The following is a 21,368-nucleotide window of genomic DNA, read 5'->3' as shown; positions in this document are numbered from 1 at the left end:
GTGCGGTGTAGTCCTAGACACCTCCACCACACCGGAGGTCTTCGCCATGATCAAGCCCGGTAAGCGTTAACAACGTTCGTGATCAATACACCTAGGGCCGCGGGGCTCAGGGGTGCACGACTCCGGAGCCACCACTCCGGGTCCGTGACTCCGGAGTGCCGTCCGGCTCCCGCGGCTTCGGGGTCTACGACTCCGGTGTCGCGTCCGGCTCCGGCGGCTTCGGGCTCGCCCTCTTCTTGGGCTTGCCCGAGGCCGCCATTCCCGCTGCCGTGGGCATGAAGTCGGAGAGCAGTTCGTGCGTCTCCTTGACCAGCGGGCGCAGGATCCGGAAGCGGGAGAGGGAGATCGCGCGGGCGGTGACCGGCGCGAGCCGCTCGACCAGCCTGCGGCTGTTGGCCGCGCCCTCCGAGCGGTCGTACACCCAGAAGAGGACCAGGCCCATCTGCTGGAGCCACAGCAACTGCGGGAGGGCTTCCCTGAGTTCCGGGTCGACCTTCACCGAGGCGCCGGAGATGACCCGCCGGTGGACCTCGATCGCGGCCTCGCGCGGGCCCTCCGACTCGGGTGAGAAGGGGCTGAGCGGGCTGTCCGGGTCGGCGGCGTTCTTGAAGAACTGCGACGCGAACTCGTGGTACGGCTCGGCGATGTCGAGCCACCCGAGGTAGACCCCCCGGATCCGGGCCGTGAGGTCCTTCTCGCCACCGGTCAGGATGGGCTCGACGGCCGCCTGGTGCTCCTCGGCGATCCGGTCGTAGAAGCCCTGGACGAGGTGTTCCTTGGACGAGAAGTAGTAGTACGCGTTCCCGACGGAGACCCCGGCCTCCTGGGCGATGGCCCGCATCGTCGTCTTGTCGTAACCGCGCTCCTTGAACAGCCGGAGCGCGGTTTCGAGGATGAGCGTGCGGGTCTGCTCGCTCTTCGGGGCCTTCTTGTCTTCCTTCACGTCCGTCACACGGACGAGCCTAGCCGGGCGGACCGGGCGCTTCGCAGCGCCCGTCCACGCAGGGCCCCGCCCCGTACGGACCGGCCCCGTGCGGCCTGGCCTCGTGGTCCGGCTCCTTCAGGGCCTCGCGCCACTTCGCCGCCGCCAGGACGGTCATCCGGGCGAAGGGCTGCCCTGTCGGGGTGGCCAGCCAGTGGGCCTTGGCCCGGTGGTCGGCGAGCGCCCAGAGGCAGACGATCCAGGCGGAGGTCTCCCGGTAGACCTGGCCCCGGTCCCCGACCACGGTGATCTCCCGCAGGGTCGCGGTGTGGTCGAGCTCCGGGAAGCGGCGCCGGGCCTCCTGCGACCCGGCCGGTACGAGGTCCAGCGGGACGAGCTGCCGCTGGCGCAGCAGCCAGTGCCTGAGGTGCACACAGAGCGGGCAGTCCGCGTCGTACAGCACGGTCAGACGTCCCACGGGGGGCGGCACGGTGGTCGCCCCTCAGCCCTGGGGTGCCGGCGGGGCCCAGGGGCCGCCCTTGGGGGTCGCGGTCCAGCCCTGCGGGCCGACCGGCGGCACCTGCTCGCGTTCCATGACCCCGCGGCGCCGGATCTTGTTGAGGACGTAGACGTTCCCGAGGTGCATGAAGCCGAGGACGAGCAGGACGACCCCGAGCTTGACGGAGAGCGCCTCGAAGAGTGCGCGGGCGTCGAGGACGGTGTCGTCCTGGTTCAGGTAGAGGGCGACGAAGCCGAAGTTGACGAGGTAGAAGCCGACCACCAGGAGGTGGTTGACGGCGTCGGCGAGCTTCTCGTTCCCGTGCAGGACGTCCGCGAGGAAGATCCTTCCGTTGCGGCTGAGCGTGCGTGCGACCCAGACGGTCAGGGCCACGCTGATCAGCAGGTAGACGATGTACGCGATGACAGTGAGGTCCATGCCCCACCCTCCCTTGAACGCGTTCAAAAGCTGTTGGTCATGACTGTAGACCTCTCTTTGAACGTGTTCAAGTCAAGGGTGGGGACGGGTGGGCGGCGCGGGGGACCCCGGCCGGGAAACTCCCTGGTCGCCTGCGGTCCCGCCGCCTAGGGTCGGTCGGATGACGCTCTCTCATGATCTGGCCGGTCAGGGCCCCTCGACCGTCCTCCTGCTCCACTCCGGGGTCTGCGACCGCCGGATGTGGGACGGGCAGTTCCACGCCCTCGCGGAGGCCGGACACCGGGTCGTCCGCTGCGACCTCCGCGGCTTCGGCGACACCCCCGTCGACGCCGCGCACAACCACGCCGACGACGTGCGCGACCTCCTCGACCACCTCGGCATCGAACGGGCGGCCGTCGTCGGCTCCTCCTTCGGCGGCGAGGTCGCCCTGGAACTCGCCGTCCGCCACCCCGGACACGTCTCCGCCCTCGCCCTGCTCGCCTCCGGCATCCCCGGCTTCGAACCCGGCGACGAGCTGCGCGCCTGGGGCGGCCGCGAGGACGAACTGCTCGAAGCGGGCGACCTCGACGGCGCCGTCGAGCTCAACGTCGACACCTGGCTCGGCCCCGAGGCCGGCACCGAGGCCCGCGCGCTCGTCCGGGAGATGCAGCGGCACGCCTTCGAGGTCCAGCTCGCCGCCCCCGAGGAGTTCGACCCGGTCACCCCCGAGGTCACCGCCGACGACCTCGCCGGGATCAAGGTCCCCGCCCTGGTCGCCGTGGGCGCCCACGACGTCCCCGACTTCCGGGCGGTCGCCGACGACCTCACCCGCCTGCTGCCCGCCGCCCGCCGCGTCGACCTCGACTGGGCCGGGCACCTCCCCGCCCTGGAACGTCCGGCCGAGACGGCCCGCCTGCTCATCGCCTTCCTGGCGGAGGCCGACCGGTAGGGGATCCCGCGGTCAGTGACCGGCCGGGGTTCCCGTGGTGGCCGGTAGGGGCTCCCGTGGTCAGTGGCCGGCCGGGGCTCCCACGGCGCCGAGGGCCTTGGCTATCTCCTTGGACAGGGCCCGGTGGCGCACCGCCCCCGCCAGCCGGCCGAGCCATCGCCCGGCCTCCTCGCCCCGGCCTCCCTCGCACGCGCCGAGCGCGGCGACGGCGGCGGTGGCGAGGGGCCGGCTGCGACAGGCGGTGCCGGAGCCGCCGGCCGAGGCCGTGCCCGCGTGCAGGGCGACCGCGCCCACGAGCGGGACGACCCAGTCGGCGTCGATGTCGAGCGCCGACCGGAGCAACCCGCGCAGCAAGGACGTGTTGGTGTCCCCTGCGATGTCCTGTCTGACCATGACCAGCGGGGCGAGGTCGCTCACGCGGTGCTCGGGCTGCGCGGCGGCGCCCTCCAGGAGGCGCCGTACCAGCTCCTCCCCAAGCCTCGTCTCCGCGAGCAGGACGGCCGCGCGCCGGCGCCACGCGCGCGTGGGCCGCGTTCCGTCCAGGAGCGCGCAGTGCCCGAGGAGGAGCGCCGCGCCCGCACCCGTGAGCAGATCGCCGTGGGCGGCGCGCATCGCAGGGCCGTACGCGTCGAGCCCGTCGAGGAGATGGTGCGGGAGCCTGCCGGGCACGATCGTCGGCTCCCGCCGCAGCAGCGCGTCCATCCGGTCCCGCAGCGCCGCGAGTTCCTCGCCCGGCGGGAGGGACACCGACTCGGCCGACCGGCGCAGCGAGCCGACCCGGGCCCGGTCGAACTCCTCCGCCTGCTCGGCCGCGGCGAGGGCGATCGGCACCAAGGAAAGGAACGCGCCCTGGAGTTCGTGCGGTGCGACCTCGGCGTCCTTCCCGACGAGCCGCACCAGCAGGACGTCCGACTCCGCGGTCGTCCAGCCGAGCTCCCGCCCGGACAGCTCCGCGAGGGCCGCGCCCGCCTCTTCCTCCGCGCCGCGGCAGGCCCGCAGGTGCAGCGCGAGGGCGTGGTCCCGGTGCTTCCGCGCGTCCGGACCGCTGCCCGGTCCCGTGTTCCCCATGCGTACGAGGCTAGAAGACACGACCGACGCAGGCACCGACACCGGCACCGGCCACCGACACCGCCCCGACCCGCCCCGCCACCGCCCCCGGCCCCCGTCCCGGCCTCAGCGGAAGCGCCGTACCCCCGGCACGAGCGCCGTCGCGGCGCAGCAGCCGCCCACGGCGACCGCCGCGACGATCAGCGGCACCTCCGGCCCCCAGGCCGAGGCCGCGAGGGGCGCCAGCGCGTACCCCAGGGGCATCGCGGCCAGCGAGAGCAGCCAGTCGTACGAGGTGACCCGGGCCAGCGCGTGGGCGGGCACGGCCCGTTGGACGGCGGTCGCCCAGACGGGGGAGAGGAATCCGAGGCCCGCCTGCGCGATCCCGTAGGCCGCGATCGTCAGCGGCGCGGGTGCGGCGACCGCGAGCAGGACCAGTGGCAGCGCGTACGTGGCGAGCCCGAGGTTCGCCGTGAGGACCGGGCGCCGGGGTGTGACCCGGTCGGCGATCAGCGCCCCGAGGAGGAAGCCGACGGCGCCGACCTGGAGCAGGACGACCCAGACGGTGCCGCCGCCGAGCTGCTGTACGGCGATGGCGGGTCCGAGGGTCATCAGGACGGCGGCGGCGCCGTTCCAGGCGCTGTGGCCGATCAGGCTGGTCCAGTACCAGTCGCGGGAGCGGACCTCCTGCCAGCCCTCCGCCAGGTCGGCGCGGAGCGAGCGGCGGGGGATCGGCACCCGCTTCACCTTCACCGCGGTCAGGAGGAGCGCGCTGACGGCGAACGTCGCCGCGTCGAGGATGAAGGCCCAGCCGGGGCCCACGGTCAGGACGAGGGTGCCGGCGAGCGCGGGGCCGCCGAGTCGGGTGGCGCTCTTGGCGGCGCTCATCGCGGCGTTGGCCCGGTGCAGCGACTCGGTCGCCACCGTGCCCTTCACCAGGGGCGCGTCGGTCGGCATGGCGAAGGCCCCGGCCGCGCCGCCGAGCGCCTCGGAGACCGCGAGGACGGCCAGGCTGGGCGCATCGCCGAGGAGTTGGACGCCGACGACCAGCTGGGTGCCGCAGCGCACGAGATCCGTGGTGAGCGCGACCGTACGGGCGTCGAACCGGTCGCCGACCACGCCGCCGAGCGGCAGGAGCAGCAGCTTGGGCACCATCGCGCAGCCGAGGACGAGGGCGAGCGCGGAGGTGGAGCCGGTGGCCTCGAGGACGGCGAGGGCGAGGGCGGCGGGGATGGCGGCGTCGCCCAGGAGGGAGAGGAAGCGGCCGGTGAAGAGCAGCCGGAAGGAACGGGTGCGCAGGGGGTGCGGGGCAGGCGGCGGTGCCGTGGTGGTGGCAGCAGTCATGACCGAAGAGTATTTCGGTGCCGAATAATTCGTCAACGAAATACTTCTCGGGTGATTCCCGGCCCGCCGACGTACGATCACCCCATGGCGCAACCCGAGGAACGGCGTACTCCGAGCGAGCCCCTCACTCCGAGCGAGCCGAGTGCCGCACACGAGCCGAATGCCGCACACGCGGGGAGTACGGCACACGAGCCGAGTGCCCCGCACACCGCGCACACCCCGCACACCGCGCGCGACTGGACCGACGGGCACGTCGCCCGCTGGCAGCCCGTCCTGCCCGACCTCGACCCCGTCGTCGAAGGCGCCGTCACCCGGATGAAGAAGCTCTCCGTCCATCTGCGCCGGGTCAGGGAGCAGTCCCTCGTCGACTTCGACCTGGAGCGCCACGAGTTCGACACCCTGCACAAGATCGCCGGCCGGGGAGGCAGCGCCGCGCCCTCCGAACTCGCCCAGGACCTCGACCTGGCCCCCGCCTCCGTGTCCGGCCGCCTCGACGCCCTGGAGAAGCGCGGCTTCGTCCGCCGCACCCAGTCCACCACCGACCGCCGCCGGGTCGTCGTCGAACTCACCGCCGCCGGCCGCGAGACCTGGCTCGGGGCGATGGACGTCCTCGGCCACGAGGAGTACCGCCTGCTCGGCGTCCTCTCCCCGGAGGAGCGTGCCCTCCTCAACGACATGCTGCGGCGCGTCATGGTCGAGGCGGAGTCGACGGAGCCGGCTCGCCACTGGTAGCCCCCCGGCCGCCGAGACCGGTCCCGGACGCGACGAAAGGGCGCCCGCGTCCGGACACGACGAGGGGGCGCCCGCGGGCGCCCCCTCACCGGTGACGACCGCTCACATGCTGAGCGACCGCGCGTAGTTGAGCTGTCCCATCACCCAGTGGATGGTGTCCGGGCCGCGCGCCGGGATCATCGTCGCGTGGTGCTTGCCGCCGCTGGTCACCGTGACCTGGATGAAGCCGGTGGTCGACTTCTCCTTCATCAGGAGGAACAGCAGGCCCAGCAGGCAGAAGATGAAGAAGATGACCGCGAGCACGATCGCGACCGTCGGCATCTTCTCCTCGGTCCGCGACATGTCCATCGCGTTCCACACGGAGCCCTTGAGCGGCATCGCGCCGGCCGGCGTGATGATCTGGTCGCCCACCACGGTGATGTCACCGAGGCTCAGCAGCGGCGTGCCGCCGCCCTGCGGGACGCCGGGCACCTGCTGCGGCGGCACCGGCACCCCGCCCGGCAGGGTCGGCTCGTACGCCGGAGGGTGCGGGTACCCGTAGGCGGGCTGGCCCGGCTGCTGCTGCCCGGGGCCCCACTCGTACTCCTCCGACCGGTATGGGTTCGGCTCGCTCATCAGTCCCCGTCCTTCACAAAGAAAAAGCCCGCTCCTGCACGCCGCAGCGTACAGAAGCGGGCCGAAGCACCGAACCGGGAGCCGGAAACCCGGCCCCCGGAACGCCGGTGATCAGAAGCGACGCGTGATCAGCGCGCGCTTCACTTCCTGGATGGCCTTCGTGACCTCGATGCCACGCGGGCAGGCGTCCGTGCAGTTGAACGTGGTGCGGCAACGCCACACGCCGTCCTTGTCGTTCAGGATCTCCAGGCGCTGCTCGCCGGCCTCGTCACGCGAGTCGAAGATGAAGCGGTGCGCGTTGACGATCGCGGCCGGACCGAAGTACTGGCCGTCGTTCCAGAAGACCGGGCAGGACGACGTGCACGCGGCGCACAGGATGCACTTGGTGGTGTCGTCGAAGCGCTCACGGTCCTCGGCGGACTGCAGGCGCTCGCGCGTCGGCTCGTTGCCCTTGGTGACCAGGAACGGCATGACGTCCCGGTACGCCTGGAAGAAGGGCTCCATGTCGACGACAAGGTCCTTCAGCACCGTGAGGCCCTTTATGGCCTCGACGGTGATCGGCTTGTCGGGGTTGAGGTCCTTGATCAGCGTCTTGCAGGCGAGCCTGTTCTTGCCGTTGATCCGCATCGCGTCCGAGCCGCAGATGCCGTGCGCGCACGAGCGACGGAAGGTCAGCGTGCCGTCGACGTCCCACTTGATCTTGTGGAGGGCGTCGAGCACACGCTCCTTCGGATCGATCTCGATCTGGAAGTCCTCCCAGACCGACGCGTCCGACACCTCGGGGTTGAAGCGGCGGATCCGCATCGTGACCGTGATGTACGGGGAGGCGGCGGACTCCGCCTCGACCTTGTCCAGTACGGGGGTAGCCATCAGTACTTACGCTCCATCGGCTGGTAGCGGGTCGTCACGACCGGCTTGTAGTCGAGACGGACGGTCTCGGAGCCGTCCTCGCCGACCTCGCGGTACGCCATGGTGTGACGCATGAAGTTGACGTCGTCGCGGTTCGGGTAGTCCTCGCGGTAGTGACCGCCGCGGGACTCCTTGCGCGCCAGGGCCGAGACGGCCATGACCTCGGCCAGTTCGAGCAGGTTGCCCAGCTCGATGGCCTCCAGGAGGTCCGTGTTGAAGCGCTTGCCCTTGTCCTGGATGGACACGTTCTCGTAGCGCTCGCGCAGCTCGGCGATCTTCTCGACGGCCGTCTTGATGGTCTGCTCCGTACGGAACACCATCACGTTGGCGTCCATCGTCTCCTGGAGCTCACGGCGGATGTCGGCCACCCGCTCGCTGCCCGTGGAGTTGCGCAGCTTCTCGATCGTCGCGACGACGAGGGACTCCGGGTTCTCCGGCAGCTCGACGTAGTCGTGCTTGGCGGAGTACTCGGCGGCGGCGATGCCGGACCGCTTGCCGAAGACGTTGATGTCGAGCAGCGAGTTGGTGCCCAGACGGTTGGCGCCGTGCACGGAGACACAGGCGACCTCGCCGGCCGCGTACAGGCCCGGGACGACGGTGGTGTTGTCCGCCAGGACCTCACCCTCGACGTTGGTCGGGATGCCGCCCATGGCGTAGTGCGCGGTGGGCTGGATCGGGATCGGGTCCGTGTACGGCTCGATGCCGAGGTACGTACGGGCGAACTCGGTGATGTCCGGGAGCTTGGCGTCGAGCTGCTCCGGCGGAAGGTGCGTCAGGTCGAGGTAGACGTGGTCGCCCTCGGGACCGCAGCCGCGGCCCTCGCGGATCTCCGTGTAGATGGAGCGGGAGACGACGTCACGGGACGCGAGGTCCTTCATGACCGGCGCGTACTTCTCCATGAAGCGCTCGCCGTCCTTGTTGCGGAGGATGCCGCCCTCACCGCGGGCGCCCTCCGTCAGCAGGATGCCCATGCGCCAGATGCCCGTCGGGTGGAACTGGAAGAACTCCATGTCCTCCAGCGGCAGGCCGCGGCGGTAGCAGGCCGCCTGGCCGTCACCCGTCAGCGTGTGCGCGTTGGAGGTCACCTTGAAGAACTTGCCCGTGCCGCCGGAGGCGTAGATCACGGCCTTGGCCTGGAAGATGTGGATCTCGCCGGTGGCCAGCTCGTACGCGACGACGCCGGCGGACTTCTTGACGCCGTCGACCTCGGTGATCAGCTGGTCCAGGACGTAGAACTCGTTGAAGAACTCCACGCCCTCCTTGACGCAGTTCTGGTACAGCGTCTGGAGGATCATGTGGCCGGTGCGGTCCGCGGCGTAGCAGGACCGGCGGACCGGGGCCTCGCCGTGGTTGCGGGAGTGACCGCCGAAGCGGCGCTGGTCGATGGTGCCGTTCGGGGTCCGGTTGAACGGCAGGCCCATCTTCTCCAGGTCGAGGACGGCGTCGATGGCCTCCTTCGCCAGGATCTCGGCGGCGTCCTGGTCGACCAGGTAGTCACCGCCCTTGACCGTGTCGAAGGTGTGCCACTCCCAGTTGTCCTCCTCCACGTTCGCCAGCGCGGCGGCCATGCCGCCCTGCGCGGCGCCCGTGTGGGACCGGGTGGGGTAGAGCTTCGTCAGCACGGCGGTGCGGCTGCGCTTCGTCGACTCGATGGCGGCGCGCATGCCGGCGCCACCGGCGCCGACGATGACGGTGTCGTACTTGTGGATCTTCATGACGTGGATTACCTCAGCCCCGTGCCTAGCGGATGTTCGGGTCGAAGGTGAAGATCACCAGCGTGCCCAGAAGGATGGTGAACACCGTGGCGGTGTACAGCAGGCCCTTGAGCCACAGGCGCGTGTTGGCCCGCTCCGCGTAGTCGTTGATGACGGTACGGAGGCCGTTGGCGCCGTGCAGCATGGCGAGCCAGAGCATCAGCAGGTCCCAGACCTGCCAGAACGGGGACGCCCAGCGGCCGGCCACGAAGGCGAAGCCGATCTTGGAGACGCCGCCGTCCAGGAAGAGCTGGATCAGCAGGTGGCCGAGGACCAGGACGACGAGGACCACGCCCGAGAGGCGCATGAAGAGCCATGCGGCCATCTCGAAGTTGCCGCGGGTCGCGCGCGGGGTCTTGCCGGTGCGCTTGCGGGGGGCCTCGATGTACGGCGCGGGGTTGTCCACGTCGTAGTGGGCGCCGCCCTCGACGGGACCGATCGCGGTGGAGGTGGTGTCAGCAGACATATCTGGCGTCAGCTCCCGAACAGTTCACGTGCGGCGTGGCCGAGGACGGGGTACAGCGAGCCCGCCATCAGTACGACCCAGATGCCCACGACGGTCCAGAGCATCTGCTTCTGGTAGCGCGGGCCCTTGGACCAGAAGTCCACGGCGATGACACGGAGACCGTTCAGCGCGTGGAAGAGGATGGCAGCGACGAGGCCGTACTCGAGGAGAGCGACGATCGGCGTCTTGTAGGTCGCGACGACCTCGTCGTACGCCTCTGGAGAGACGCGGACGAGAGCGGTGTCCAGCACGTGTACGAACAGGAAGAAGAAGATGAGGACGCCGGTGACTCGATGAGCCACCCAGCTCCACATTCCTTCCCGGCCGCGGTACAGCGTTCCAGCCGGCACGGAAAAACCCTCCGGGAGCGGGGATCAGGGTCGGCCGGCTTCTCTGTCGGTCTGACCCGGCCGGGTACGGTCCACCGGCCCCGGTCATCGTAGCGACGACTTGTCGGTTCGCTCGCGCGGGGTCCATCGGTGTGATCAAACAGGCACGGACGGACTATCGCACAGGCCGGAATCGCCGTATTCCGGACGGATTCACGGCCCGGAGTGTCGCGGTGTGAGGGCCTCGGCGAGTCGGAATGCCAGCCGGGCGCGGGCGAGCCGCCTCAGTTCCTCGGCGGCGACCACGCGTTCCTCCTCCGGTTCGTTGCCGAGACGTGACCGAATGCCTGCCAATACCTGGTCGAGACGCTCTCCGGGCCGTACTCCGTCGAGGCTGATCACGAACGCGTGTCCGAAGCTGCTCTCGTACGCGGCGTGGGCGGCCCGCAGCGCGGTCCGCGCGGCGGGCGGCGCGTCGGGGTGCGGCAGGGCCGAGGACTCGGCGGCCAGGGCCTCGTCGAGGTCGGCGCGGGACAGGTCGTACCCGGCCTCGTCGGCGGCGGCGAGCAGCGCGTCGACGGTGGGGTACGGGCGGTGCGCCGCCACCCGTTCGGCCCAGCGGGGGCTGTGGCAGCACGACAGGAGCAGGGCCTCGGCCTCGACGGGCGAGGCCGCGTTGAAGCCCGCGAGGCCGCGGACGGAGGGGCCCTGGTTCTGGGCGGGTATGGCAGGCGTGTCCGTGGAGCCCGGCTTGCGGCAGGGGACGTGGGTGTCGCTGGTCAGCGTGGGCTCCGGTACTCCGGGACGGGTGGGGCGATCCGCGCGTGGGACGGGCGCGATGGGGTGGGTGTGACGCAACGTTACCGACGGGACGAGGGAAGTGTCCGACGGATGCGCGAATTTCACCCGGAAGGGAGAGTTTCGGAACAGGTGATGGACGCATACGTTCCGGTCGCGGCCTCGTCGTGTCCCCCGATTGGCCGGACCGCCCGCCGTACGGGAGGATTCCGAATGATGCGGTACTCCATACGAGGGCCCCACAAGGGCCCCGCGCTCCTGGCGACGGCGGTGGCACTGGCCACCGTGGCGGCCTGCTCCGGCGGATCACCCTCCGGCTCGGGCACGTCCGCCGCCGCCCCCTCCGGCACGACCTCCGGCACGTCCGCGGGCGCGGCGCCCACCAGCGCACCGCCCAGTCCGACGCCCACCCCCACCCGGACCTACCCGCTCTCCACCGCGCCCCGCACGGTCCCCGCGGTCCGCGACCACGAGGCCGCCCGCGGCCCCGGCTGGAAGCCCGCGGCCCCGGCCGGGGTCGTCGTCGCGGCGAACAGCGCGGGCCTCGCCGACGAGGGGAGGCTCCTCGCCGGCGAACTCGGCATCCCGTACCGCGGCACCGCCGCCGCCGGGCCCGGGGACGTCGAGCTGGCGCTCGGCGGGACCGGGGCCCGCGAGTCGTACACCCTGACCGTCCGTGACAACCGGGTCCGGATCACCGGTCCCGACGAGGCCGGGGTCTTCTACGGCACCCGGACCCTCAAGCAGTCGGTGAAGGGCACCGGCGCGATGCCCGAGGGCGTCGTCACCGACGCGCCCGCGAAGCCCCAGCGCGGACTGAACGTCGACATCGCCCGCAAGTACTTCACCGCCGGCTGGATCGAGGACCGGCTCCGCGAGATGGCCGACCTCAAGCTCAACCAGTTCGGTCTTCACTTCTCCGACGACCAGGGCTTCCGGATCGCCTCGGACTCCCACCCCGAGATCGTCTCCGCCCAGCACCTCAGCAAGGCCGAGGTCCGGCGGATCCTCGCCCTCGCACAGAGCCTGCACATCACCGTCGTGCCCGAGATCGACTCGCCCGGACACCTCGGCGCCGTCCTGCGCGCCCACCCGGACCTGCAGCTGCGCAACGTCCAGGGGGTCCCGCGGCAGGGCGCCATCGACATCTCCAAGCCCGCGTCGGCGCAGATCGTCGACGATCTGCTGCGCGAGTACTCCGCGCTCTTCCCCGGCGGCTGGTTCCACGTCGGCGCCGACGAGTACCAGGCGCTGACCGTCCGCAGCCCCTCCGCCTCGTACCCGCAGCTGGCCACCGCGGCCCGGCAGAAGTACGGGCCCCAGGCCGGCGTCCAGGACCTGGCGGAGGGCTGGCTGAACGACCGCGCCGCCGTCGTGCGCGCGGCCGGGAAGACGGCCAAGGCCTGGAACGACGGCTTCTTCCGCGGCGGTGTCGTCACCGCGGACCAGCGCATCGAGGTCGAGTACTGGACGGGCAAGGAGATCGGCGCCCGCCCGCCCGCGGAGTACCTGGCCGAAGGCCGCAAGGTCGTGAACCTCAACGACGAGTACCTGTACTACGTCCTCGGCGAGCCGAACCAGTTCACGTACCCCACGGGCCGCCGGATCTACGAGCAGTGGACCCCCCTGGTCCTGCGCGGCACGACCCCTGTCGCCGCCCGGTACGCCCCGCAGATCCTGGGCGCCCGGTTCGCGGTCTGGTGCGACCTGTCGGCGGCCCAGACCCCGACCCAGGTGGCGAACGGCATCCGGATGCCCCTGACGGCCCTCGCCCAGAAGGTCTGGGACGCCAGGACACCGACCCTGACGTGGGACCAGTTCAGGGCGCTGGCGACGCAGGTACGCGGCTGACCTGCTGTTCTTCTGTGGACGTGCGGCCTCCGGATCGCGTACGTTCCCCCGGCGGCGGCCACCGGGCCGCCGCACGTTCCTTGGGGGGAACCGCATGCTCACGCTCCAGAATCCGAACGGCCTTGCGCGCGCCGTCGTGGCCCTGCTCGCGGGAAACATCGTCTTCGACGCCCTGCTCGGCCTGATCGACGTCCGCAGCCTCGCGGTCGGAGACGCGGGCCTCTCCGACTCGGCCGTCTTCGGGGCGGTCGCCCTGAACGCGGCCTACGTCATGTCGTTCCTGGTGTACCTGGCGACCGTGGTCGTCTTCATCGTCTGGTTCCACCGGCTGCGGACGAACGCCGAGGTCTGGGCCGCGGACCTGCAGAGCAGGAAGCCGGGCTGGGCCATCGGCGGCTGGTTCGTCCCGATCGGCAACTGGTGGATCCCCCGGGGAATCGCCGCCGACATCTGGCGGGCCAGCCGCGCGGAGCCGTACGCCGCCGACGGCAAGGGGGAGCTGACGCTGCTCAACGGCTGGTGGGTGTGCTTCATCGGCGGCTCCATGGCGGACTGGATCTCCACGCGGATGTACAAGCGGGCCGAGACCGTCGAGGCCTACGACACCGCGACCGTCTGGTCCCTCGCGGGCTACGTCCTCGGCATCGTCGCCGCCGTCCTCGCGATCCGCTTCGTCCGCCGTCTGACCTCTATGCAGCACGCCAAGGCCACTGGCATGATTCCGGCCGCGCAGTGACGAAAAAGCGCCGTATGGCGCAGTAGGGGAAGTACTGCGTCCGTATCGGGTGGCAAGGAGGCGTCCATGACGTCGGTGACGGGCCGGAGCCTGCTGGAAATGATCGACGGGGCCGACGAGCGAGGACTGGCCGCGGCCGGTCTCGCCTGCCTCGACCGCTGCCTCCCGCTGCTCCCCGGTGACCGGGGCGACGCCCTGCGCCCCGTGTGGGCCGCCGTCGCGCGCGGCGAGGGCGAGGCATGGGGCGAGGCCGTCGCGAAGGCCCGGGTCGAGCTCGACGTCGAGCCGGGCGCCGACGGCGGGGACGCCGAGGCCGTACGCGGCATGCTCGCGTACGCCCCGGCGGCCTGGACGGCCGACGCCCTGCGCTCCTGGGCCGCCGCGTGCTCCGTCACCGCCCTCGTCCTGCACGGGCGGTACGACGCCGCCGACGTGCCCGACGGTCTCGTCGAGCGCTGCCGGGCCGGCGACGCGGACGGCGCGGGCCCGCTGCTCGCGGGAGAGCTCCGCCGTCAGCAGGCCGTCCTCGACTCGGCCGCCCACGGCCCGACCGGCCTGCGCCGGGCCCGTGAACTCTCCGTCGAGGGCGGCCGGGTGCTGCGCGCGGTCGTCTCCCGCCGGGCCCGCACCGCTTGAGGCCTCAGACCTCGTCCTCCGGGGCGGGGGTCGGGATCGCCACGGAGGCGACCGTCTCGGAGATCTCCCGCTCCGCCGTCGCCTTGTCGAGGCCGAGGCCGGTCAGGACACCCGTACCGTCCTCGTGCTCCAGGAGCGCGAGCAGGATGTGCTCGGTACCGACGTAGTTGTGGCCGAGGCGCAGCGCCTCGCGGAACGTCAGCTCCAGGACCTTCTTCGCCGGCGCGTCGTACGGGACGAGGGTGGGCGGCTCGTCGACGGCCGGCGGCAGGGTCGCGGCGGCGGCCTCGCGGACCTGGTCGAGGGTCACGCCCTGCGACATGATCCAGTACGCCGCGAGCCCCTCGGGCTCGGCGAGCAGACCGAGCACCAGGTGGGCGGTGGTGATCTCGCCGTTGCCGACGGCCGTGGCCTCGTTCTGGGAGGCCATCACCACGTTCCGGGCGCGGGGGGTGAAGCGGTTGAACCCGGCGTTCGGGTCCGTCTTCTCCGCGTCCGGGTCCTTGGGGACGAAGCGCTTCTGGGCCGCCTGGCGGGTGACGCCCATGCTGCGGCCGATGTCGGTCCAGGAGGCGCCGGAGCGCCGGGCCTGGTCCACGAAGTGGCCGATGAGGTGATCGGCGACATCGCCGAGGTGGTCCGCCGCCATGACGGCACCGGAGAGCTGTTCCAGCGCGTCGGTGTGGACCTTCTTGATCGCATCGATGAGTTCGTCGAGACGGACAGGGACGTTCGGGCCGACTGGTTTCGTCATGAGGCAACCCTAGGTTGACACCCGCTCACTGTCAACGGCCGGTTGACACCCTGGGGGGGCGGCCGGACGGGGCGGGAAAAGGGAGACGGCCGGGGTCGCCACCCCCCACAGGAGAGACCCCGGCCGTCGTCCACGGAGCCGCAGCACGGCTCCGTACTCCATTCAGCGCCAGGAGTGCGCTTTGTGTCACACCCCCGGCCGCACCGGAGCGGCCCCGCACGCCACCGCCTGAAGGTTGCAAGTTGTACAAAGAGCCCGGACCGCGTGGACGCGGCGCCGCGACACGACGTAGCGTGCAGATGCGCGAGGCGTCGTGGCGGTGGTGACCAGCCGCGATCAAGCGACGACGCGACCGACGAACAGGGTTTGGGGAGTGCTGGGGGACGACGCGGAGCTGACGGCCGCGGTGCTCGCTGCGCAGGACGGGGACGAGGACGCGTTCCGTACTGTGTATCGCGCCGTGCATCCACGGTTGCTCGGCTACATACGCACACTGGTCGGCGACACCGAGGCGGAGGACGTCGCCTCGGAGGCCTGGCTCCAGATAGCACGCGACCTCGACCGCTTCGACGGCGACGCGGACCGCTTCCGCGGCTGGGCGGCCCGGATCGCCCGCAACCGCGCCCTCGACCACGTCCGCATGCGCGGCAGGCGCCCCGCCGTCGGCGCCGACGAGACCGAACTCACCGACAAGCCCGCGGCGTCCGACACCGCGGGCGAAGCCCTGGAGGCGCTGGCCACCGGCCACACCATGCAACTGATCGCCCAGCTTCCGCAGGACCAGGCCGAGGCCGTCGTCCTGCGCGTCGTCGTCGGCCTCGACGCCAAGACCGCTGCCGACACCCTGGGGAAACGCCCCGGAGCCGTCCGTACCGCGGCCCATCGAGGCCTCAAGAAACTGGCCGAACTCCTCGGCGTCGACGGCGACACGGCCGGACCCGACGGCGCCGGCGAGGCCGTCGTCCCGCTGGACGGAGTGCCTCCGCAACGTGGGCGCGTGCCGGGGCCCGTGGCCCCGGGCGGTGTGACGCAATCGCGTCCGCGTACGCAGAAGGACATGTGATGGCCGACGAGCGGTACCAGTGGCTCGACCAGGAGGCCGCGGAGCGGCTGCTCCGCGGCGAGCCGGTCGATGCCGTCGACGATCACGCGCGTTCCGGGGCCGAGCGCCTGGCCGGAGCCCTCGACGCGGCCCGCCCTCCGGCCGCGCGCACCGAACTCCCGGGCGAGGCCGCCGCGCTCGCCGCCTTCCGCGCGGCGCACGCCGAGCGCGCCGCCGCCCCCGTCGCGGCGACCGCCGCGAGCCGCACCGAACAGGCCGAACTCGGCCAGGTGCGGCTCGCACCCGTACCGGCCCGCCGCCCCCGCTGGGGACGCTCCCTCCGGTACGGACTCGCCGCCGCGGTCGCCGCCGTCACCGTCGGAGGGGTCGCCGTCGCCGCGGGAACGGGTGTGCTGCCCATGGTGGGTCCCGCACCCGCCAGCTCCGTCACGGCGGGGGAGAACGCAGACCCGCTCGTCTCGGAGGATCCCGGCATACGCAAGGACCCCGAGGCACCCTCGACGGAACCGGGCGGCGGCGGTGACCGCACGCCCGGCGCGTCCCCCTCGGCCGGCACCGGCACCACCCCGCCGCCCGGCGGAGTTCCCGACGGGCACGGCACGGGCACCCAGGGCCCGGGCACCCCGGAGCCGGGCACACCGGGCACCGGCACCGACCCGGGCGGGCCGGACGAGGAGTCCGGTGGCACGGGCACCGACCCGGGCGACAGCACGAACGACACCGGCGGCACGGGCGGTGACCTGAACGGCACGAAGTCCCGGGAGAGGGTCCTCGCGGCCTGCCGGGCGTTCCGCTCGGGCAAGCTCGACGCCACCGGCCGCAAGGGCCTCACGAGCATCCTGCGCGACGGCGAGACCCTGCGCCGCTACTGCGACCGGATCCTGGGCGGCGGCACGGCCGCGCCCGAGGACGGCGGCAGTGGCAAGGACGGCTCGAAGGACGAGCCCGAGGACGACCCCAAGGGCGACGGGGACGGACACGGGAGCGGCGACGGGCGCGACGGATGGGGTGGCGACAGTGGCCGGGACCGTCGCGACACGGCCCGTTCCTCGACCCCCGACACCGCGGGACTCACCGCCGTACTGCCCCTCGGAATCGGCGTCGACGCACGCGTTCCGCTGCTGGTGTAACACTTCTGGACCCGTCGGCGCAGTACTGAGTGAGCCGACTGGTCATCGGCCGCGCAGTGAGCCGGGGTTCCCCCCGTACCTACGGCTCCGCGCACATGGCGCGGGTGGGACACGTTCCCCCGGTCCCACCCGCGCCCTCTCCCTTCCCCTCCCGGGTCACCGGTGGACGGGGTCCCCGGTCACCGGTGGACGACGACTCACCAGTGGACGACGACCTTGTCGCCGACCTTCACCTGGTCGAAGAGGGTCGTGAGCTTGGCCCGGTCCCGGACGTTGACGCAGCCGTGCGAGGCCCCGTTGTAGCCGCGCGCCGCGAAGTCCGACGAGTAGTGCACCGCCTGGCCGCGGCTGAAGTACATCGAGAGCGGCATCGGCGTGTGGTAGAGCCGCGACCAGTCCTGCCGGACCTTGCGCTCCACGGTGAAGATCCCCTCGCGGGTCGGGGTGTTCTCCGAGCCGAAGCGGACGTCCATCGACGAGACGACCTTGCCGTCGATCATCCAGGCGAGGGTCCGGCTCTCCTTGCTGATGCACAGCACCCGGCCGGTCATGCACCGTGCGTCGGGGGTGTCCAGCTCGTTGGTCGTCGACGGCTTCAGCTCGTCGGCGGTCGGCTTCCGGCTCGCGCCGAGCAGCCGCTGCCAGGTCGCCTCGTCGACCGAACCCGTCCGGGGCAGGCCCTGCTTCTTCTGGAAGGCCTTGACCGAGCCGGCCGTCATCGTCCCGTAGAAACCGGTGGGCGCCCGGTCGAAGTACCTGAGCTGCCGCAGCCGCGCCTGCAGCTCACGGACCTGCTCGTTCTCGTCCCCGTCGCCCATCAGGGCCTCGGTCCCCGCCGTCCCGGAAGGCGTCCCGGAGGGTGTCTCGGTGGGCGCGTCGGTGGGCGCCGTCGAGGTGGCCGAGGGGGACGGGGGCTTGCCGTCCTCGGTGGGGGCGTCGGTCGGCGCGGGGGCCGAGGACGCCGGCGCGGTCGTCGGGGTCCCCGAGCCGCCTCCGGAGCCGGCCGCCTGGGCCGTACAGCCGGCGGCGAGGGCCACCGAGGCCGCTGCCAGAACCACTCTGCGTATGACGGAAGAAGACCGCTTCATTCTGTTGCCCCCCGGGACGATGCGTATGTCCCTAGGGATGCCTCCCGCGGGTGTGCGGTTGCGCGCGAAGGTCACGATCCGCGCATGCTGTGAGGAGGGGCCCATCTCTTCGGGAGGCACAGTCGATGGCGCGCGAGTCGGAGTCGGGACTGCCGATCGAGCCGGTCTACGGGCCGGCGGCGTTGGAGGGCTGGGATCCGGTGGGGAGGCTGGGCGAGCCGGGCGGGTATCCCTTCACGCGTGGGGTGTATCCGTCGATGTACACGGGCCGGCCGTGGACGATGCGGCAGTACGCGGGGTTCGGTACCGCGGTGGAGTCCAATGCCCGGTACAAGCAGCTGATCGCCAACGGCACGACGGGTCTTTCGGTGGCTTTCGATCTGCCGACGCAGATGGGTCACGACTCGGACGCACCGCTCGCGCACGGTGAGGTGGGCAAGGTCGGGGTGGCGATCGACTCGGTCGAGGACATGCGGGTGCTGTTCGACGGCATTCCGCTGGACCGGGTCTCCACGTCGATGACGATCAACGCTCCCGCGGCGCTGCTGTTGCTGATGTACCAGCTGGTGGGGGAGGAGCAGGGGGTTCCGGCGGAGCGGCTGACGGGGACGATCCAGAACGATGTGCTGAAGGAGTACATCGCCCGCGGCACGTACATCTACCCGCCGAAGCCGTCGTTGCGGCTGATCGCGGACATCTTCAAGTACTGCCGGGCCGAGATCCCGAAGTGGAACACGATCTCGATCTCCGGCTACCACATGGCGGAGGCGGGGGCGTCGCCCGCGCAGGAGATCGCGTTCACCCTGGCCGACGGCATCGAGTACGTCCGGACCGCGGTCGCGGCGGGCATGGACGTGGACGACTTCGCCCCGCGGCTCTCCTTCTTCTTCGTCGCCCGCACGACCATCCTGGAGGAGGTGGCGAAGTTCCGGGCGGCCCGCCGGATCTGGGCCCGGGTGATGAAGGAGGAGTTCGGCGCGCGGAACCCCAGGTCGCAGATGCTGCGCTTCCACACGCAGACCGCGGGCGTGCAGCTGACCGCCCAGCAGCCCGAGGTCAACCTCGTCCGCGTCGCCGTCCAGGGCCTCGCCGCCGTCCTGGGCGGCACACAGTCGCTGCACACCAACTCCTTCGACGAGGCCATCGCCCTGCCGACGGACAAGTCCGCCCGCCTTGCCCTGCGCACCCAGCAGGTCCTGGCCTACGAGACGGATGTGACCGCGACCGTCGACCCCTTCGCCGGCAGTTACGTCGTGGAGAGGATGACCGACGACGTGGAGGCGGCGGCGCTGGAGCTGATGGGCCGGGTCGAGGAGATGGGCGGGGCGGTCAGCGCGATCGAGCGTGGCTTCCAGAAGGGCGAGATCGAGCGCTCGGCGTACCGGATCGCGCAGGAGACCGACAGCGGCGAACGCGTCGTCGTCGGCGTCAACCGCTACACGGTCGACGTCGAGGAACCGTACGAGCCGCTGCGTGTCGACCCGGCGATCGAGGCCCAGCAGGCCGAACGGCTCGCCGCCCTGCGGGCCGGGCGCGACCAGCAGGCGGTCGACGCGGCCCTCACCGAGCTGCGGACGGCGGCCGCGGGCACGGACAACGTCCTCCACCCGATGAAGGACGCCCTCAGGGCCCGCGCCACCGTCGGCGAGGTCTGCGGCGCACTCCGGGAGGTCTGGGGCAGCTACGTCCCCACCGACGCGTTCTGATCTTCCGCGATACGAAACACACAGGCGGAGCCCCGTACTGACATGCGACACTCCGCTTCATGCTGGGTGTCACCGATCTTCCGACCTATCTCGTGGGTCTCGTCCTCATCATTCTCCTGCCGGGGCCGAACTCGCTGTACGTGCTGTCCGTCGCCGCCCGCAAGGGCACCAGGACCGGATACCAGGCCGCCGCCGGAGTCTTCACCGGCGACGCCGTCCTGATGACGCTGGCCGCGCTCGGCGCGGCCTCCCTCCTCCAGACCACCCCCCTGCTCTTCATGATCGTGAAGTACGCGGGCGCGGGCTATCTGGCCTGGATGGCGTACGGGATGCTGCGCTCGGCCCGGGAGATGTGGCGCACGCGCGGCGAGACGGCGCAGACGGCGGCCGACGGGTCCGAGGAGACCCAGGCCGGGCCGGGGGAGAACCCGTACCGCAGGGCGCTCGTCATCAGCCTCTTCAACCCGAAGGCCATCCTCTTCCTCATCTCCTTCTTCGTGCAGTTCGTGGACCCGGCGTACGCCTACCCGGCCCTCTCCTTCCTGGTGCTCGGCACGCTGCTGGAGATCGGCAGCTTCCTCTACCTGACGATGCTGATATTCGGCGGCACCCGGCTCGCCGCCGCGTTCCGCCGGCGCCGTCGGCTCTCCGCGGGAGCCACCTCCGCCGCCGGAGCCCTCTTCCTCGGTTTCGCCGCGAAGCTCTCCCTCAGCAGCGCCGCTTGACCCTCACACCGTGTGAGGCCGTTCCGTAGGGGTCGTCATGTTCTTCATCGGAGACTTCGCCCGGCACGGGCGGGTGTCGGTCCGGATGCTGCGCCACTACGACGCCATCGGACTGCTGCGCCCGGCCCGGGTCGACCCGCACACGGGCTACCGCCTCTACACGGCGGACCAGCTCGCCCTGCTCAACCGTGTCATCGCGCTCAAGGACCTCGGCTTCACCCTCGAACAGGTGAGGGCGATCCTCGACGAGAAGTTCGACGCGGACGAGCTGCGGGGCATGCTGCGTCTGCGCCAGGCCGAGCTGGAAGCGGCCCTGGCGGAGGCACGGGCACGGCTCGCCCAGGTCGGCGCGCGGCTCCAGGCCATCGAGAGTGAGGGACGCATGTCCACCCAGGACGTCGTCGTCAAGAAGATCCCCGCCGTCCGGATCGCCGAACTGAGCGGGGTCGCCGCGAGCTTCGCCCCGCAGCACATCAGCCCGGTCATCGGACCCCTGTACGACGAGCTGTGCGGCCGCCTGGAGGCCGCCGGACTCAGCGGATTCGGCCCGGGGATCGCGTACTACGAGGACGCGGGCAGGGGAGACGGCTCGGTCCTCGTGCACGCCGGCACGACCGTCCCGGAGGGGACGGTCGTGGAGGGCGTCGAGGTGCACGTGCTGCCCGGCATCGAGGAGGCGGCGACCGTCGTCCACCGGGGCTCGATGGACGGCATCCTGCCGACCGCGCAGACGCTGGCCCGCTGGATCGAGGCCAACGGGTACAGGACGCGGCACTACGCGCGCGAGCTGTACCTGGAGTGCCCCGAGGACCGCTCGCAGTGGGTGACGGAGCTCCAGGAGGAGATCGTCCGCGCCTGA

The 21,368-nt window shown here is 71.6% G+C and carries 23 protein-coding genes; 10 read left to right on the top strand and 13 right to left on the bottom strand.

What is annotated here, in order from left to right; translation table 11 throughout:
* Positions 1 to 184: 184 nt before the first annotated feature.
* The 3 genes from ACZ4XX_RS23620 to ACZ4XX_RS23610 are packed head-to-tail and all read right to left on the bottom strand — an operon-like array spanning position 185 to position 1,859.
* Positions 185 to 952 (bottom strand): TetR/AcrR family transcriptional regulator, encoded by a 768-nt coding sequence (locus tag ACZ4XX_RS23620; RefSeq protein WP_468509841.1) that lies wholly within the window; start codon positions 950 to 952, stop codon positions 185 to 187.
* A gap of 10 nt (positions 953 to 962) precedes the next feature.
* Positions 963 to 1,400, bottom strand: coding sequence for a thiol-disulfide oxidoreductase DCC family protein (locus ACZ4XX_RS23615; RefSeq protein WP_468509840.1), 438 nt, complete (start codon positions 1,398 to 1,400; stop codon positions 963 to 965).
* A 24-nt stretch (positions 1,401 to 1,424) separates the two neighbouring features.
* A complete protein-coding gene (locus tag ACZ4XX_RS23610) occupies positions 1,425 to 1,859 on the bottom strand; it encodes a hypothetical protein (protein WP_468509839.1) in 435 nt (144 codons plus the stop codon).
* Positions 1,860 to 2,019: 160 nt separating this feature from the next.
* On the opposite strand from ACZ4XX_RS23610, the gene ACZ4XX_RS23605 reads away from it, so the two are divergent.
* Entirely contained in the window at positions 2,020 to 2,787 is a 768-nt protein-coding gene (locus ACZ4XX_RS23605) for an alpha/beta fold hydrolase (protein ID WP_468509838.1), read from the top strand.
* Positions 2,788 to 2,847: 60 nt separating this feature from the next.
* Here the strand turns inward: ACZ4XX_RS23605 and ACZ4XX_RS23600 are convergent, their stop codons facing one another.
* Both ACZ4XX_RS23600 and ACZ4XX_RS23595 read right to left on the bottom strand, forming a co-directional pair.
* Positions 2,848 to 3,855: a hypothetical protein gene (locus ACZ4XX_RS23600; protein ID WP_468509837.1), complete on the bottom strand. Its 1,008-nt coding sequence runs from the start codon at positions 3,853 to 3,855 to the stop codon at positions 2,848 to 2,850.
* 105 nt (positions 3,856 to 3,960) lie between these two features.
* Positions 3,961 to 5,178, bottom strand: a complete 1,218-nt coding sequence (locus tag ACZ4XX_RS23595) for an MFS transporter (RefSeq protein ID WP_468509836.1) — start codon at positions 5,176 to 5,178, stop codon at positions 3,961 to 3,963.
* A gap of 273 nt (positions 5,179 to 5,451) precedes the next feature.
* Here ACZ4XX_RS23595 and ACZ4XX_RS23590 point away from each other — a divergent pair, with 273 nt between their 5' ends.
* A complete protein-coding gene (locus ACZ4XX_RS23590; protein ID WP_468509845.1) occupies positions 5,452 to 5,910 on the top strand; it encodes a MarR family winged helix-turn-helix transcriptional regulator in 459 nt (152 codons plus the stop codon).
* A 102-nt stretch (positions 5,911 to 6,012) separates the two neighbouring features.
* Here the strand turns inward: ACZ4XX_RS23590 and ACZ4XX_RS23585 are convergent, their stop codons facing one another.
* From ACZ4XX_RS23585 to ACZ4XX_RS23560, 6 genes are all read right to left on the bottom strand, one after another.
* The gene (locus ACZ4XX_RS23585; protein ID WP_468509835.1) at positions 6,013 to 6,525 is read right to left on the bottom strand and encodes a hypothetical protein; all 513 of its coding nucleotides are present in this window, start codon (positions 6,523 to 6,525) and stop codon (positions 6,013 to 6,015) included.
* 111 nt (positions 6,526 to 6,636) lie between these two features.
* Positions 6,637 to 7,395: a succinate dehydrogenase iron-sulfur subunit gene (locus ACZ4XX_RS23580; protein WP_351901713.1), complete on the bottom strand. Its 759-nt coding sequence runs from the start codon at positions 7,393 to 7,395 to the stop codon at positions 6,637 to 6,639.
* Positions 7,395 to 9,149, bottom strand: coding sequence for a succinate dehydrogenase flavoprotein subunit (gene sdhA / locus ACZ4XX_RS23575; RefSeq protein ID WP_468509834.1), 1,755 nt, complete (start codon positions 9,147 to 9,149; stop codon positions 7,395 to 7,397). The genes ACZ4XX_RS23580 and sdhA overlap by 1 nt, the downstream gene beginning before the upstream one ends.
* 25 nt (positions 9,150 to 9,174) lie before the next feature.
* Positions 9,175 to 9,654 (bottom strand): succinate dehydrogenase hydrophobic membrane anchor subunit, encoded by a 480-nt coding sequence (locus tag ACZ4XX_RS23570; RefSeq protein ID WP_030318423.1) that lies wholly within the window; start codon positions 9,652 to 9,654, stop codon positions 9,175 to 9,177.
* A gap of 8 nt (positions 9,655 to 9,662) precedes the next feature.
* Entirely contained in the window at positions 9,663 to 10,043 is a 381-nt protein-coding gene (gene sdhC, locus ACZ4XX_RS23565) for a succinate dehydrogenase, cytochrome b556 subunit (RefSeq protein ID WP_015035721.1), read from the bottom strand.
* A 192-nt stretch (positions 10,044 to 10,235) separates the two neighbouring features.
* Complete coding sequence (locus ACZ4XX_RS23560) at positions 10,236 to 10,805, bottom strand: 2-oxo-4-hydroxy-4-carboxy-5-ureidoimidazoline decarboxylase (RefSeq protein WP_468509844.1); 570 nt, start codon at positions 10,803 to 10,805, stop codon at positions 10,236 to 10,238.
* 228 nt (positions 10,806 to 11,033) lie between these two features.
* On the opposite strand from ACZ4XX_RS23560, the gene ACZ4XX_RS23555 reads away from it, so the two are divergent.
* From ACZ4XX_RS23555 to ACZ4XX_RS23545, 3 genes are all read left to right on the top strand, one after another.
* Positions 11,034 to 12,671, top strand: coding sequence for a beta-N-acetylhexosaminidase (locus ACZ4XX_RS23555; protein ID WP_468509833.1), 1,638 nt, complete (start codon positions 11,034 to 11,036; stop codon positions 12,669 to 12,671).
* Between the two features lie 94 nt (positions 12,672 to 12,765).
* On the top strand, positions 12,766 to 13,407 hold the full coding sequence (locus tag ACZ4XX_RS23550; protein WP_468509832.1) for a DUF4328 domain-containing protein: 642 nt from the start codon (positions 12,766 to 12,768) through the stop codon (positions 13,405 to 13,407).
* 66 nt (positions 13,408 to 13,473) lie between these two features.
* On the top strand, positions 13,474 to 14,043 hold the full coding sequence (locus ACZ4XX_RS23545) for a hypothetical protein (protein ID WP_468509831.1): 570 nt from the start codon (positions 13,474 to 13,476) through the stop codon (positions 14,041 to 14,043).
* Between the two features lie 4 nt (positions 14,044 to 14,047).
* On the opposite strand, the gene ACZ4XX_RS23540 is transcribed toward ACZ4XX_RS23545, so the two are convergent.
* Positions 14,048 to 14,797, bottom strand: coding sequence for a Clp protease N-terminal domain-containing protein (locus ACZ4XX_RS23540; protein ID WP_468509830.1), 750 nt, complete (start codon positions 14,795 to 14,797; stop codon positions 14,048 to 14,050).
* Positions 14,798 to 15,170: 373 nt separating this feature from the next.
* Between ACZ4XX_RS23540 and ACZ4XX_RS23535 the strand changes: the two genes are divergently transcribed.
* Together ACZ4XX_RS23535 and ACZ4XX_RS23530 are read left to right on the top strand one after the other, a co-directional pair.
* Complete coding sequence (locus ACZ4XX_RS23535; RefSeq protein ID WP_468509829.1) at positions 15,171 to 15,860, top strand: RNA polymerase sigma factor; 690 nt, start codon at positions 15,171 to 15,173, stop codon at positions 15,858 to 15,860.
* On the top strand, positions 15,860 to 16,990 hold the full coding sequence (locus ACZ4XX_RS23530) for a hypothetical protein (protein ID WP_468509828.1): 1,131 nt from the start codon (positions 15,860 to 15,862) through the stop codon (positions 16,988 to 16,990). The genes ACZ4XX_RS23535 and ACZ4XX_RS23530 overlap by 1 nt, the downstream gene beginning before the upstream one ends.
* A 197-nt stretch (positions 16,991 to 17,187) precedes the next feature.
* On the opposite strand, the gene ACZ4XX_RS23525 is transcribed toward ACZ4XX_RS23530, so the two are convergent.
* Positions 17,188 to 18,078, bottom strand: coding sequence for a L,D-transpeptidase family protein (locus tag ACZ4XX_RS23525; RefSeq protein ID WP_468509827.1), 891 nt, complete (start codon positions 18,076 to 18,078; stop codon positions 17,188 to 17,190).
* Between the two features lie 125 nt (positions 18,079 to 18,203).
* Between ACZ4XX_RS23525 and ACZ4XX_RS23520 the strand changes: the two genes are divergently transcribed.
* From ACZ4XX_RS23520 to ACZ4XX_RS23510, 3 genes are read left to right on the top strand one after another with little or no spacing between them, the layout of a single operon-like run.
* On the top strand, positions 18,204 to 19,784 hold the full coding sequence (locus ACZ4XX_RS23520) for an acyl-CoA mutase large subunit family protein (RefSeq protein ID WP_468509826.1): 1,581 nt from the start codon (positions 18,204 to 18,206) through the stop codon (positions 19,782 to 19,784).
* Positions 19,785 to 19,843: 59 nt separating this feature from the next.
* A complete protein-coding gene (leuE, locus tag ACZ4XX_RS23515; RefSeq protein ID WP_468509825.1) occupies positions 19,844 to 20,509 on the top strand; it encodes a leucine efflux protein LeuE in 666 nt (221 codons plus the stop codon).
* Positions 20,510 to 20,546: 37 nt separating this feature from the next.
* On the top strand, positions 20,547 to 21,368 hold the full coding sequence (locus ACZ4XX_RS23510; protein ID WP_468509824.1) for a MerR family transcriptional regulator: 822 nt from the start codon (positions 20,547 to 20,549) through the stop codon (positions 21,366 to 21,368).

The sequence above is a fragment of the Streptomyces sp. NPDC029956 genome (assembly GCF_055574655.1).
Note: the sequence above shows the minus strand (reverse complement) of the source record. Positions and strands in the feature narration are given on the sequence as shown.